The sequence below is a fragment of the Microbacterium meiriae genome (genome assembly GCF_032364335.1).
GTDB classification, from domain to species: domain Bacteria; phylum Actinomycetota; class Actinomycetes; order Actinomycetales; family Microbacteriaceae; genus Microbacterium; species Microbacterium meiriae.
On record NZ_CP133984.1, the window covers coordinates 2539115 to 2552738 of the forward strand.

13 protein-coding genes are annotated in these 13624 nt (G+C 71.9%); 4 read left to right on the forward strand and 9 right to left on the reverse strand.

From position 1 onward, the window contains the following. Nucleotides 1-9: 9 nt before the first annotated feature. The 7 genes from RI211_RS12215 to RI211_RS12245 form a co-directional block, all read right to left on the reverse strand. Nucleotides 10-1017 carry a sugar phosphate isomerase/epimerase family protein gene (locus RI211_RS12215; RefSeq protein ID WP_315637916.1) on the reverse strand — a complete coding sequence of 336 codons (1008 nt, stop codon included), beginning with the start codon at nucleotides 1015-1017 and terminating at the stop codon, nucleotides 10-12. 40 nt (nucleotides 1018-1057) lie between these two features. Next, a complete protein-coding gene (locus RI211_RS12220; RefSeq protein WP_315637915.1) occupies nucleotides 1058-1909 on the reverse strand; it encodes a sugar phosphate isomerase/epimerase family protein in 852 nt (283 codons plus the stop codon). Nucleotides 1910-1987: 78 nt separating this feature from the next. Continuing rightward, on the reverse strand, nucleotides 1988-3184 hold the full coding sequence (locus RI211_RS12225) for a substrate-binding domain-containing protein (RefSeq protein WP_396654946.1): 1197 nt from the start codon (nucleotides 3182-3184) through the stop codon (nucleotides 1988-1990). Between the two features lie 14 nt (nucleotides 3185-3198). Continuing rightward, complete coding sequence (locus RI211_RS12230; protein WP_232089058.1) at nucleotides 3199-4248, reverse strand: ABC transporter permease; 1050 nt, start codon at nucleotides 4246-4248, stop codon at nucleotides 3199-3201. Further along, nucleotides 4245-5381 (reverse strand): ABC transporter permease, encoded by a 1137-nt coding sequence (locus tag RI211_RS12235; RefSeq protein WP_315637913.1) that lies wholly within the window; start codon nucleotides 5379-5381, stop codon nucleotides 4245-4247. The genes RI211_RS12230 and RI211_RS12235 overlap by 4 nt, the downstream gene beginning before the upstream one ends. Then, nucleotides 5378-6898, reverse strand: a complete 1521-nt coding sequence (locus tag RI211_RS12240; RefSeq protein WP_315637912.1) for a sugar ABC transporter ATP-binding protein — start codon at nucleotides 6896-6898, stop codon at nucleotides 5378-5380. The genes RI211_RS12235 and RI211_RS12240 overlap by 4 nt, the downstream gene beginning before the upstream one ends. Further along, on the reverse strand, nucleotides 6895-8004 hold the full coding sequence (locus RI211_RS12245) for a Gfo/Idh/MocA family protein (protein WP_315637911.1): 1110 nt from the start codon (nucleotides 8002-8004) through the stop codon (nucleotides 6895-6897). Before RI211_RS12245 ends, RI211_RS12240 begins: the two co-directional genes overlap by 4 nt. Nucleotides 8005-8119: 115 nt before the next feature. Between RI211_RS12245 and RI211_RS12250 the strand changes: the two genes are divergently transcribed. Then, nucleotides 8120-9337 (forward strand): ROK family transcriptional regulator, encoded by a 1218-nt coding sequence (locus RI211_RS12250; RefSeq protein ID WP_315637910.1) that lies wholly within the window; start codon nucleotides 8120-8122, stop codon nucleotides 9335-9337. Here the strand turns inward: RI211_RS12250 and RI211_RS12255 are convergent. Further along, the gene (locus RI211_RS12255) at nucleotides 9289-10425 is read right to left on the reverse strand and encodes a Gfo/Idh/MocA family protein (RefSeq protein ID WP_315637909.1); all 1137 of its coding nucleotides are present in this window, start codon (nucleotides 10423-10425) and stop codon (nucleotides 9289-9291) included. The genes RI211_RS12250 and RI211_RS12255 overlap by 49 nt on opposite strands. Further along, nucleotides 10425-11231, reverse strand: coding sequence for a sugar phosphate isomerase/epimerase family protein (locus RI211_RS12260; RefSeq protein ID WP_315637908.1), 807 nt, complete (start codon nucleotides 11229-11231; stop codon nucleotides 10425-10427). Before RI211_RS12260 ends, RI211_RS12255 begins: the two co-directional genes overlap by 1 nt. Before the next feature lie 106 nt (nucleotides 11232-11337). Between RI211_RS12260 and RI211_RS12265 the strand changes: the two genes are divergently transcribed. Genes RI211_RS12265 through RI211_RS12275 form a run of 3 tightly spaced genes read left to right on the forward strand, consistent with a single transcriptional unit; the run spans nucleotide 11338 to nucleotide 13604 of the window. After that, nucleotides 11338-11979: a TetR/AcrR family transcriptional regulator gene (locus RI211_RS12265; protein ID WP_315637907.1), complete on the forward strand. Its 642-nt coding sequence runs from the start codon at nucleotides 11338-11340 to the stop codon at nucleotides 11977-11979. 9 nt (nucleotides 11980-11988) lie between these two features. Next, a complete protein-coding gene (locus tag RI211_RS12270) occupies nucleotides 11989-12621 on the forward strand; it encodes a DUF4166 domain-containing protein (protein ID WP_259951455.1) in 633 nt (210 codons plus the stop codon). Continuing rightward, nucleotides 12618-13604, forward strand: a complete 987-nt coding sequence (locus tag RI211_RS12275; RefSeq protein WP_259951454.1) for an epimerase — start codon at nucleotides 12618-12620, stop codon at nucleotides 13602-13604. The genes RI211_RS12270 and RI211_RS12275 overlap by 4 nt, the downstream gene beginning before the upstream one ends. Nucleotides 13605-13624 lie beyond the last annotated feature (20 nt).

Below are 13624 nucleotides of genomic sequence, written 5' to 3' on the forward strand. Positions count from 1 at the left end.
GCCGTCCCGTCACTGGTGGCGGAACGCGGCGTCGAAGGCGGCCGCGGGCTGCGGCCACAGCAGGGAGCGCACGAAACCGAGCGCCTCGGGGGCGCCGTGCAGGCGGTCCATGCCGGCGTCCTCCCACTCGATCGAGATCGGGCCGTCGTACCCGATCGCATCGAGCGCGCGGAACGCGTCCTCCCAGGGCACGTCGCCGTGGCCGGTGGAGACGAAGTCCCAGCCGCGCCGGGGGTCGCCCCACGGCAGGTGCGAGCCGAGCACTCCGGCACGGCCGTTCCGCGGCCGCAGGCGGGTGTCCTTGCAGTCGACGTGGTAGATCCGGTCGGCGAAGTCGACGATGAAGCCGATGGGATCGATGTTCTGCCACATCATGTGCGAGGGGTCCCAGTTGAAGCCGAAAGCGTCGCGGTGGTCGATCGCGTCGAGGGCGCGGACGCTCGACCAGTAGTCGTACGCGATCTCCCCGGGATGCACCTCGTGGGCGAAGCGCACGCCCTCGCCGTCGAACACGTCGAGGATCGGATTCCATCGGTCAGCGAAGTCCTGGAACCCCTGGGCGATCACCGTCTCCGGCACCGGCGGGAACATCGCGACATAGGGCCAGATCGACGACCCGGTGAAGCCGACGACGGTGTCGACGCCGAGCTTCCTGGCCACCCTGGCCGCACGCGTCATGTCCTCCGCCGCCCGCTGCCGCACACCCTCGGCCTCGCCGTCGCCCCAGACGTACGGGCGCAGGATGCCCTGGTGCCGGAAGTCGATCGGGTCGTCGCACACCGCCTGCCCGGCGAGGTGGTTGGAGATCGCGAACACCCGCAGTCCGTGCCGGTCGAGGATCTCGCGGCGGGAGGCGACGTAGGCATCGTCCTCATCGGCCCGGCGGAGGTCGAGGTGGTCGCCGGACGCGGCGATCTCCAGCCCGTCGTAGCCCCACTGCGCGGCGAGGCGGGCCACCTCCTCGAACGGCAGGTCGGCCCACTGGCCGGTGAACAGGGTGACCGGGTGACTGCTCATGGATACTCCTTCGTATCGCGGGTGCTCGTATCGCGGGGGTTCAGGCGCCGAGGGCGCGCAGGTGGGCGATGCTGCGGGCGGCGAGATCGTCCTGGCTGGCCGCGAGCGGTCGCCACACCGAGGCCGCGACCGCGATCGTCGCGTTCTCGCCCGTGAAGCTCTCCAGCCCCAGCACGCCGCGGTAGCCGGCGTCGTCGAGCGCGCGGAGCATCTCCGGCCAGTCGGTGTGGTCGTCGCCCACGGCACCGCGGTCGCTGCCGCACACCTGCACGTGCGCGATGGCGGCGCCCGCCGCCCGGACCGCGTCGGCGGGACGCTTCTCCTCGATGTTGAGGTGGTAGGTGTCGAGGGCCAGCCCCGCCCCGGCACCGAGCAGCGGCGCCAGCGCATCGAGGCTCTGCGCCACGGTGTTCAGCACGCTGGTCTCGTAGCGGTTGAGCGGCTCGACGGCCAGCGTCACGCCGATCGCGGCGGCCTCGCGAGCGAGGGGGGCGAGGTTGTCCCTGAGCTCGCCGACGACCTCCGCCCGCTCCGTCTCGTCCATGCGCCAGGTGACGCCGGTCGGGGCGTAGAACGGCCCGGCGACGACCGCGGCCCCGAGGACGGCCGCGGCGTCCAGGCAGGCGCGGAGGTAGTCCTGCGTGGCGGCGACGTCTCCGGCGCGCGCGAGCAGCGAGCGCCCGGGTCCCATCGCCCCGACCACGACCGCGCCCATCCCGAGGCCGTCCAGCACGGCCCGGGCCCGGAGCGGGTCCCAGTCGCCGATGCTCTCCAGCGGCAGCTCCAGGGCGTCGTAGCCCATCCGGGCGGCCGTGCGGGCGAGCGGCTCCAGGGTGTCGTCCGTCAGCGGAGACGTCCAGACCCAGGTGTTGACGGCGATCGTGCGGGGCATCGTTGTCCTTCTGATCGTGCGGGTGCTCCCACCCTCCCACTCGCCTCAGGCGGAGCGGAAGGGCGGGAGCACACGGGGTCACGGGATCTGGCGCTCCTGCCAGACCGTCGGGTAGCCGGGAAGGTCCTCTCCGCCGAACTTGGCGTAGTGGCCGTCGGGCATGCCGTCGTTCGCCGTGAGGTAGTCGTCCAGCTCGGCCTCGGTGATCGGCTTCTGCGGGAGCACCCACTCCTTCGGCACCTCTTCGCCCGCGAAGATCATCTGCGCCGCGAGCAGCGGGGTGCGCCACTGGAAGTTCGAGTACACCGGGGCGAGGCCGGTGAGGCCCGTGTCCTTCCACTTGCGCAGGAAGCTCATCTCGTCCTCGCCGGTCATCACGGGGTAGTCGGCCCCGGCATCCTCGAAGGCCTCGATGGCCGCGACGGCGCCGTCACCGGCGTCCATCCAGATGCCCTGCACGTCGCCCTTGGCGAGCTCATCGCTGATGATGCTCTTGATCTCGGCGGGGTCCGCTCCGGTGAAGTGGTCGACGGCCTCGATCCCGGCCTCCTCGAACAGCTTCTCGGCGCCGGCCCAGCGGTGCTCCAGCACGTCGACACCGGGGAGGATCCGGAGAGCCACGACCTTATCGCCCTCTTCCAGGTTGTCGATGAGGAACTCCGCGGTGTCGATGCCCCAGGCGAAGCCGCCGATCGGGTGGATGAACGTGACAGGGCAGTCGGTGTTCACGCCGCGGTCGAACACGACCACCGGCTTGCCCGTCTCGCACGCCCGCTCGACCGCGGGGGTCATCGCCGCCGTGCTGTTCGGGGAGATGAGGAAGACGTCGCACTCGCCTTCGGAGATGAAGTAGTCGATGTCGGCGATCTGGGTGTCGTCGGAGTCCTGCGCGTCGCGGGTCTCCATCTCGCTGATCGCGCCCGACTCCTGCAGCACCTTCAGCTGCTCGTTCATCGTGATCCAGCCCGTCTGCCGCCACGGGTTCGAGATCGAGGCGTTCGCGAAGCAGGCCTTCTTGGCGCCGGTGCTGGCGAACTCCGACGTGTCGACCATCTCGGCGTTGATGTGCTGCAGGTAGGGCTGGTCGGCGGGGCCCTGGGGGTCGACGCCGCGCTCCTCGTCCTGCTTGTCGAAGAGCTCCTGGTCGAACCACTCGGTGGTCTCGGCCGACTCCTCGGGGTTCTCCGACTCCGCCGGCGCCACGGACGGGTCGGTCGTGCACCCGGCGAGCGCGATGAGGCCGAAGAGGGCCACCCCTGTGGTGGCGATCTTCATCGATCGTCGCATTGCTAATCTCCTCTGGTTGTAGGGCTTGATGCGGTGCTGCGGTTCTCGGCGTTCTCGGTCCCCGCGGTATGGACGTCCGTCGGCTGGGGACCGCGCCGGCGGCGGGCTCGGAAGGCGACACCCGCATAGGCGACGGCCGCGATGATGATGACGCCCTGCACGGCGTCACGGAGGGTGGAGGGGACGCCCGCGATGTTCAGGAGCAGGAACAGCGCCTCCAGCGCGAACGCTCCGGCCACGGCGCCGACGATCCAGCCTCGACCTCCGCCGAGCACGACGCCGCCGAGCACCACCGCGGTGATCGCGGTGAACTCGTAGCCCCGGCCGACGGACGGGTGCACTCCCGCGTACCCGACCAGCAGGACGGCCGAGAGGGTGGCCGAGAGGGAGGACAGCACGAACGCGCGGGTGGTGACCCAGGCCCGGCGGGCACCGGCGTAGTCCACGGCGCGGGCGTTGTCGCCGATCGCGATGAGGGTCTTGCCCAGCGGGCGCTTGGTGATGACGATGCCGAGGGCGAGCCAGGCGGCGAGCAGCAGCACGGCCCAGGGCAGGAACTCCAGCACGGGGAGGTCGCGGATCCCTCCGCGGCCGATCTCGCGGAAGCTGTCGGCCGGGTTGCCCGTGGCCGCGCCGCCCGTCCACCACATCACGCCGCCGAGCAGGGCGAGCATCATGCCCAGCGTCACGATGAACGACGGCACCTTGAGCAGCGTCGTGAGGACGCCGTTGACGAGCCCGACGACGATACCGAACACCACCATGAGCAGCAGCACCGGGAGGGTGCGCGCGTCGTCCTGGCCGACGAGGTTGCCGGCGATGATGACCTGCGCCGTGATGAGCGACCCCTGGGAGAGATCGAACTCCCCGGCGATGATCACGAAGTACTGCCCGATCGCGACGATCGCGATGGGCGCGACGCGCTGCAGGTATCGCATGAACTGGCCGGGCTCGGCGAAGCTCGGGTTGAGCACGGCGACCGCGACGAGCAGGATCACGAGCAGCAGGAAGACCGCCCCGCGGGGGCTGACGAGCGTGCGCAGCGCGTTCATGAGCGTCCTCCTTCCCGCACGGAGGCGGTATCCCCTGCGCTGTCGACGGCGGCGACCTCGATGGTCGGATCGGCGAGTTCGGCGGCCGCCCCCGCCATGTCCCCTTCGGCCGCCTTCGCGGCGTCGTCTCCCCCGGTGCGCGTGCCCCCGGCCCCGAAGCGCGGCCGACGGCGCACGATGGCCCGCCGACTGTAGACGGCGACGGCGGCGACGATGACGATGCCGCGCACCACATCCTTGAGGAAGGGGTTCACCTGCAGCACGCTCATCACGTTGTCGACGACGGCGAGGATGGCGACGCCGCCGATGGTGCCCCAGATCGAGCCGCGCCCGCCGAGGAGCAGCGTGCCGCCCAGCACGACCGCGGCGATGGAGAGCAGCGCGTAGCCGCCCTGCTGACCGACCGTCGGGCTGCCCACGCCGAGACGGCTGGCGAGCAGGAGGCCGGCGAGGCCCGCGAACACGGAGCACAGCACGTGCGCCCAGACCAGCGGCAGGCGGGTGCGCACGCCGCTGAGCCGCGCGATCTCGGGGTCGCCGCCGACGGCGTAGAGATGGGCGCCGGTGCGGGTGCGGTTCAGCAGCACCCACACCAGCACGGCGAGCGCGATCATGATGAGCGTGGACACCGGGATCGGTCCGACCCCGGTCGCGCCGATGAGCTGGAACGTCCACGGGACCTCGCCCGCCGAGCCCTCGAAGTTCGTGTTGAGGATGCCCTGGAGGATCAGCCCGACGCCGAGCGTCGCGATGAAGCCGTTGACCTTGAGCACCGTCACGATGAGCCCGTTCACGAGCCCGATCCCCGCGCACACGAGGAGCGTCACGATCACCGCGAGCGGGATGTTGCCGGCGTTCCCGGCCATCATCGTCGCCGCGAGCAGGCTCGACAGGCTGATGACGTAGGTGACCGACAGGTCGAGCGAGGCGCCGAGCACCACGAGCGTCTGCCCGATGGCCACGAGGCCGAGCACGCTCATCCCGGTCAGGATGTCGCGGATGTTCCCCGGGCTGAGGAAGTTGCGACCGACCGTGGCGACGAGGATCGCGCCGACGACGAGGGTCAGCAGCAGGATGCCGAGCACGATGACGGTCGAATCGATGCGGAGACGGGCTCCGGGGCGGCGGCTCATCGCGCGCCCCCGTTCGTCGAAGGACCGCGATCGGCGCCGGTGGCCGCCGTGAGGATCTCGTGCTCGGCCGCGCCGGCCGGCAGCTCGGCGACGAGCTCGCCGTCGTGCATGACGAGGATGCGGTCGCTCATGCCGATGACCTCCGGCAGCTCGCTCGAGACCATGAGCACGGCCTTCCCCTGCGCCGCCAGCTCGCGCATGAGTTGGTAGACCGCGTACTTGGCCCCCACGTCGATGCCCCGTGTCGGCTCGTCGAAGAGCACGATTTGCGGCTGGGTGAGCAGCCACTTGGCCAGCACCACCTTCTGCTGGTTGCCGCCGGACAGGAAGCGCACCTCCTGGTCGAGACCGCGCGAGGACACCTCCAGCGTGCGGAGCACCCCCGGCACCTCCCGGCGCGACGCCGCGGTGCGCCCCGCGAACACGTTCCGCACCACGAGCAGGGTGTTGTCGAGGATCGACTGCCCCAGCGCGAGCCCCTGCGCCTTGCGGTCCTCCGAGACCAGGGCGAGTCCGGCGCGCACGGCCGCACGCGGCCCCGTGATCCGCACCGGCTCGCCGTCGATCCGCACGGCGCCGCGGGTGAACGCCTGGATGCCGAACACCCCCTCCACGAGTTCCGTGCGTCCGGAGCCCTGGAGCCCGGCCACCCCGACGATCTCCCCGGCGCGGAGCGTCAGCGACACCCCGTCCACGTAGGCGTTCCCGCAACCGTCCAGTTCGAGCCGGGGCGCGCCGACCGCGGTGCCGGCGACCGGGTCGGGGAAGTAGGACTGGATCGACCGGCCCACCATCCGGCGGACGAGCTCGTCGGTGGTCAGGGCCGCGGTCTCGTCCGTGGAGACGAGGGCGCCGTCCTTGAGGATCGTGATCCGGTCGCAGAGGTCGAAAATCTCCTTCAGCCGATGGGAGACGTAGATGACGGCGACACCACGGGAGGTGAGCCGACGGATGATCGCGTACAGCAGCTCCACCTCGCGGTCGCTGAGCGCCGCGGTCGGTTCGTCCATCGAGATCACCTGCGCATCGAACGACAGCGCCTTCACGATCTCGACGATCTGCTGCTCGGCCACCGTCAGCGAGCCCACCCGGGCCTGCGGGTCGATGAAGGAGACTCCGAGGTCGCTGAGCAGCTCCGCGGTGCGCTCGTTCATCGCCCGCACGTCGATGAGTCCCGCGCGCCGTGGCTCCCGGCCGAGGGAGACGTTCTGCGCGACCGTGCGCTCCGGGAGCAGGGTGAACTCCTGGAACACCGTAACGATGCCGGCGTCCATCGCCTGCCGGGGGTGCGCGTGGCGCACCTCCGCGCCGCGGTAGGCGATCGTGCCCTCGTCGGCCGGCTGCACGCCCGCGATGATCTTCATGAGCGTGGACTTGCCTGCACCGTTCTCGCCGACGAGGCCGTGCACCTCCCCCGGTCGCACGTCGAAGTCGATGCCCTTCAGCACCTCCACGCCGAAGAACGCCTTGCGGATCCCGGCCACCTGCAGCACCGGCTGCGTCGTCGTCGCGGTCATGCCGGCACCTCCGTCCAGCGGCCCTCATGGGCGGCGGAATCGAGCACGGCCTCGGTCAGGACCGCCGCACGACGGCCGTCCGCGAACGTCGGCATACCGTCGGGCACGTCGCCCGCGATCGCGGCGTAGACGTCCGCGACGAAGCCGTTGAAGGCGTCCTGGTATCCCATGGCGTGCCCGGCGGGGACGCGCTGCAGCCGGGCGGACTCCGGGTCGGCCGTGGCGGGGTCGCGCAGCAGCAGCCGCGACTCCTCCCGCATGCCGACCCAGAGCTCCTCCGGCCGTTCCTGCTCGAACCGCAGACTCTGCCGCGTCCCGTGCAGCTCCAGGGTGAGGGCGTTCTTGCGGCCCGCCGCCATCTGCGAGATGAGCAGCGTGCCGAGTGCCCCCGCCGAGGTCTCGACGAGCACGGCGACGATGTCCTCCGTGTCGACGGCTTGCCCCGCCCGCTCGGCGAACACCCGGCGGGTGCGGGCGCTGAGGGTCCGGATCCGATCGCCCGTGACGAACTCGAGGAGGTCGCACAGATGCGAGCCGATGTCGGCGAAGGCGCGGGAGGCGCCGCCGGACGAGGAGCGCACCCGCCAGTCGTCGTCGGTGGGCCGCAGCATCCAGTCCTGCAGGTACGAGCAGTCCAGCGTGAGCAGCTCGCCGGCCTCCCCGCGGGCGATGCGCGCCCTGGCCTCGCGCACCATGGGGTGGTAGCGGTACACGAAGGGGACGGCGGCGACGAGTCCGGTCTCGGCGGCGACCTCGGCGAGGGTGGCGGCGTCGGCGGCGCTCGTGGCGAGCGGCTTCTCGCACACGACGTGCTTGCCCGCTCGCAGCGCGCGCAGGGCGAGGTCGGCGTGCGTGGCGTTGGGGGTGCAGATGTGGACGACGTCGATGTCGTCGGCGTCGAGCAGGGCCTCCGCGTCCTGCTCGGCGCGGGCGGCGCCGAGCAGGTGCGCGGCATCCCTGGCGCCTTGGGCGGACCGGGTGGCGACGGCGCGCAGTGCCCCGCCTGCGTCTCGGGCGGCCGTGCGGTGCACGCGGGCCATGAAGCCTCCGCCGAGGATCCCGGTCCGGATCGTCCCGAGACCGGTGTCAGTGACATCCGTTGTCATGCCGGTGAGTCTGACACAGCGCTGAGGACTTTTGCTAGTCCTTCGTCAAAAGTTGTGTGTAACGAATTCGAAGTCGCACCACGGAGCGGAGGAAGTGCTGTGCTTTACTGACGCCATGGTTGACGTGCTGAGACCGCTTGCGACGCCCTCCCCCGGGACCGGCGAGATCTTCCAGATCCTCCGCGACGGGCACGCCCGCACCAAGGCGGAGCTCGCCGCCCTCACCGGACTGGCCCGCTCCACCGTCGCCTCCCGGGTCGATGCTCTGCTGGCCGCCGACCTCCTGCGCCCCGCCGGTGAAGCGGTGTCGACCGGAGGTCGTCCTCCCGCCCGCGTGGCGTTCAACCCGCGCGCCGGGCTCGTCCTGGCCGTCGACCTCGGAGCCACCCACGCGACCGTCGCCGTGGCCGACCTCGCCGGCGTGATCCTGGACGCACGCACGCGCGGGATCGACATCGGCGAGGGGCCGGAGGCCCTCCTCGACGCGATCCTCGCGGAGGGCAGCGCCCTGCTCGCCGCGACCGCCGGCGGCCTCCCCCTCGTGGGCGTGGGCATCGGCGTGCCCGGGCCCGTCGAGCACTCCACGGGGCGCCCGACGAACCCGCCGATCATGCCGGGCTGGGACCGCTTCGACGTCCCCGGCTACGTGCAGCGCACGTTCGACGTGCCGGTCCTCGTCGACAACGACGTGAACATCCTCGCCCTCGGCGAGCAGGCCACGAGCTGGCCGCGGGTGGACGACCTCGTGTTCGTGAAGGTGTCGACGGGCATCGGCGCCGGGATCATCGCCGGCGGGCAGCTCCAGCGCGGCGCCCAGGGGTCGGCGGGCGACATGGGCCACGTCCAGGTGCCGATGAGCGCGGGCTCGGCGCGGCAGCCGGGCGACGAACGGGATCTCGAAGCCCTCGCGAGCGGGTCGGCCCTCGCCGTCGCGCTGCGCGCCGAGGGGCATGACGTGCACACTGCCTCCGACGTCGTCGGCCTCGTCCGCGCCGGCAATGCGGCAGCCATCGAGGCCACCCGTCAGGCCGGCCGCGACGTCGGCGAGGTGCTCGCGACGGTCGTGAACCTGCTGAACCCGTCGATCATCGTGCTCGGCGGCAGCATCGCCCGCGCCGGCGAGCATCTGCTCGCCGGGGTCCGCGAGGTCGTCTACCGCCGCTCGATCCCGCTCGCCACCCAGCACCTCGCGATCGTGCAGTCGCAGGCAGGTGACCGCGCGGCGGTGCTGGGGGCGGCGATCATGGTCGCCCGCGAGGTGCTCTCCCCCGCGAACGTCGACCGCTACGTCGCCGCGAAGGGATCGAAGTCGGCGGGCAGCGCGCCCACCTGATCCAGCGTGCTCGCGACCTCCACGAAGGTGCGCCGCGCCGCCGCCTCCTCGATCGAGAGCAGGGTGTCGAGCACGTGGTAACCGAACTCACCGGTGGCGACGTGCGGCCGGCCCTCCGCGATCGCGCGCGCCATGTCGAGCAGCCCGAGCCCGCGCCCCGCGAGCACGCCCTCCGGCACGACGTCGATGACCTCCTGCACCACCGGCTCCGGCGGCACGAAGTGTCGGGACAGCGGCCGGGTGATCGTGATCGGCCCGCCGAACGTGTTCGGGTCGGGGATGACCAGGGTGCCCTCGGTCCCCGTGATCTCCACGATCCCCTGCCGCACCAGCGGTGAGTCCGTGCTGTAGAGGCTCTGCGCCTGACCGCCGCCCTCGAAGTCCATCAGGACGCTGAGCGTGGACGGGATCTCGACCGGGAACTCCTCCCCGGCGCGGTCGCCGACCTGCACCCGGCGCGTCGGCGACCCCTGCAGCCCGAGCGCGGCCACCGCGGCGACCGGCCCGAAGACGTGGACCAGGGTCGAGACGTAGTACGGTCCCATGTCGAGGAGCGGCCCCGCGCCCTTCGCGTAGAGGAACGCGGGGTTCGGGTGGAAGATCTCCGGCCCCTGCCACTGGAAGGTCGTCTGGCCGAACAGCGGACGGCCGATGTCGCCGCGGGCGATGGCACGCTTCGCGGTCTGCACGCCGGGACCGAGGACGGTGTCCGGCGCGACGCCGACGCGGAGTCCGGCCGCCGCGGCCGCCTCCAACAGGCGTCGCGCCTCCTCGCGGTCCACGCCGAGCGGCTTCTCCGTCCACACGTGCTTCCCCGCGGCGACGATCGCCTCCGAGACGGCGACGTGCGCGGCGGGGATCGTGAGGTTCACGACGATGTCGATGTCGGGATCATCGAGCACCACCTCGACGCCCCCGGCTCGCGGCACCCCGTACGCCGCGGCCTGCGCGCGTGCACGCTCCTCGACGAGGTCGCCGATCGCCCGCACCTCCACGTCCGGAAAGCGCGTGAGGTTCTGCAGATACTGGTCGCTGATGTTGCCCGCGCCGATGAGGCCGACGCCGACGACGTCGCCGCCGCGCACCATCAGCGCGCCGCCTCGGCGTCGAGGAAGACCCGGCTGCGCTCGATGGCGTCGAACAGATCGCCGTCGTAGTGGTCGAACTCGACGATGGCGAGTTCGAGCGCCGGCGCGGCGGCGATGGCCTCCCGGAGCGGCACCGCCCCGTCGCCCGCGGGCACCTGATCCGCGGGCGGGTAGGCGTCCAGCAGCGCGGGGTCGAGGGTGCCGTCCTTCGCGTGCACGGCGATCACCCGCTCGCCGAGACGCTCCACGAGGGTCACCGGGTCGACACCGCCGCGGGCCACCCAGTACAGGTCGACCTCCAACACGACGCGCTCATCGAGGTGCTCCGCGAGAACCTCCAGCCCGGTCACCCCGTCGAACACCGCCTCCAGCTCATGCGCGTGGTTGTGGTAGCCGACCCGGACGCCGGCCTCGGCGCCGATCTCCGCCGCCTCGTTGAGCAGCCGGGCGGTCTCGACGATCTGATCGACCTGTTCCCAGCGCGCGGGCTCGGTGTACGGATCGATCACCGTGTCCATGCCGAGCGCCTTCGCGGCCGCGAAGACCTCCGCCGGCGAAGGGACGGGGGCCGTCGTGCCGGAACCGTCCGGGCGCACGAAGGTCGGCGTGGCGAGGAAGGCATGCCCGGAGGGGGCCGTCAGTCCAGCGGCCGACACCGCGGCCGCCATCGCCTCCGCCCGGCGGACGAAGTCGTAGGGCTCGACCGCGCTGAATCCGCGCGCCGCGACGGCGGCGAGCGTGCCCTCGAGGTCGGCCTCCAGCTGCTCGCGGATCGTGAACAGCTGCAGAGAGGTCTGGATCGTCATCGGTCGTGCTCCTCGGTCGTCGGTGACAGGCGGGCGTCGGGTGCCCCGGAGGCACGCTAGCACTGAATACCTCCACATGGAAGTTTCCTGTCGATAGACTCGGGACATGCCCACGCCACCCCCCGAGGACTCCGAGCGCCCGCGTCCCCGCGGGGCCTACGCCAAGGGCATCGCGCGGCGCCGGGAGATCCTGGACCGTGCGATCGAGGTGTTCGCGGCCCGGGGTGCGGACCGCACGAGCCTGCGGGCGATCGCGAAGGAGGTGGGGGTGACGCATGCCGCCCTCACCCACTACTTCGGGTCGCTGGAGGAGCTGCTCGTCGCGGTCTACGTCGAGAGCAACGCGCCGGAACGGAAGACCGACCCGGAACCTGCGAACCCCGTCGAGGGCATGATCCGGTCGGCCAGGGCCAACCGCGAGGTGCCCGGTCTGGTGCAGCTCTACTCCACGCTCGTCGCCAGCGCTCTCGAGGAGGGCCACCCCGCCGCCCGCAGGTTCGCGACCGAGCGCTTCGCCCGCCTGCGGGCCGACATCGCCGAGACGGTCCGGGAGCAGCAGAAGGACGGAAGCATCCGTACGGACGTCGATCCGCTCGCGGTCGCCGCCCTCGTCGTCGCCGCCTCGGACGGCCTGCAGACGCAGTGGCTCCTGGACGACACCGCTCCGCAGCATGAGGCCCTCGCCCTCCTCGACCGCTTGCTCCGCCCGACCGACGACGCGGGCCGGGAGGAGTCCTCCGCGGGCTAGGCTCGAAGCGTGACGCCCGTGCCGCAGTCCCCGTACGCGAGGGCTCTCGGCGCGCGTCTCACCGAGCTGCATCCCCGGCTGCGGGCCTACTTCCAGGCGGTCCCCGACGGGATGGTCGGCGTCGGCGAAGGGACGTTTCAGCGCGTCGGCACGCCCCGCCGGGCCCTCTGGCCCCTGCTCCGCCGCCTCGAACGGCGCGGGGTGATCGCCGCCCGGTGGGAGCGCGACGTGCCGTTCCGCATCGAGAACCGCACCATCGCCTCCCGGGCGATCGCCGAGCGCACCTTCCGATTCGCGGGCGGGCCGTGGGTGATGCGCGATGCCGTGGCCCCGACCAGGCACGGCCGCATCGTCGACGAGCTCGGCGAGCCCGGCCTGGTCGTGGCCTGCTTCGACGTGGAGCCCCGTGCCGGCGCCCTGCACCTGACGAGTCGCGCGGTGGGCATCCGCGTCGGGCGCTTCCGGCTCCGCATCCCGCGGGTCGTGGCCCCTGTCGTCCGGCTCGTCGAGCGCTGGGACGAGGAGGCCGAGCGGCAGCGCGTGCGGCTGACCGTGGATGCGCCGCTCCTCGGGCGCCTCTACGAATACCGCGGCGACTTCAGCTACATCCTGGAACCGGATCGGAAGGACGACGACGCATGAGCACGGACCGGGTGGTCATCGGCGGAGCGACGGGCTTCATGGGACGGTATCTCGCTGCACGCCTGCGGGATGCCGGGCGCGAGGTCGTCACGATCTCCCGCTCCGGCAGCGATCTGTCCTGGGGCGACCAGGGCGGCATCGATGCCGCCGTCGATGGGTCGTCCCTCGTGATCGGCCTCGCGGGCAAGAGCGTGAACTGCCGGTACACGCCGCGCAACCGGGCCGAGATCTTCCGCTCCCGACTGGACACGACCGCAGCCCTGAGCCGCGCGATCTCCCGCGCCGCCACTCCGCCGCCGCTGTGGGTCAACTCCTCCACGGCCACCATCTACCGACATGCCGAGGACCGACCGATGACGGAGTCATCCGGCGAGATCGGCACCGGCTTCTCGGTCGAGGTCGCCAAGGCGTGGGAGCGCGCGCTCTTCGCCGACGCCCTGCCCGGCACCCGTCGCGTGGCTCTCCGCAGCGCCATCGTCCTCGGCGACGGCGGCGTGCTGGAACCGCTCCGCACGCTCGCCCGACTGGGCCTCGGCGGCCCGCAGTACGACGGGTTCTGGCCGGTCGGCCCCGCGCGCCGGGCCGCCGGGACCGCACACCTCCCCGGCGCCCGTCGCGGTCGGCAGCGCTTCAGCTGGATCCACATCGAGGATGTGGCGCGCATCATCGAGTTCCTCGAGGAGACCCCGGCGCTGGAGGGCCCGGTCAACGCCGCCTCGCCGCACCCCGTCGACAACGCCGCCTTCATGGCCACCGTGCGCCGGGTGCTGGGGGCGAAGGTCGGCCCGCCGATGCCGCGCTGGATGCTCGAGCTCGGCGCGATCGGCATCCGCACCGAGACCGAGCTCGTGTTGAAAAGCCGCTGGGTCCTGCCCGAGAAGCTCACCGCCGCCGGCTTCACCTTCCGCTACCCCGACCTGGAAGAGGCCGTCCGCGCCTCGTTCGCCGTCGCCGACGTGAGCTCCGGACCGCGCGCGGCCTGATCCCGACCGCGTGAAGAGGC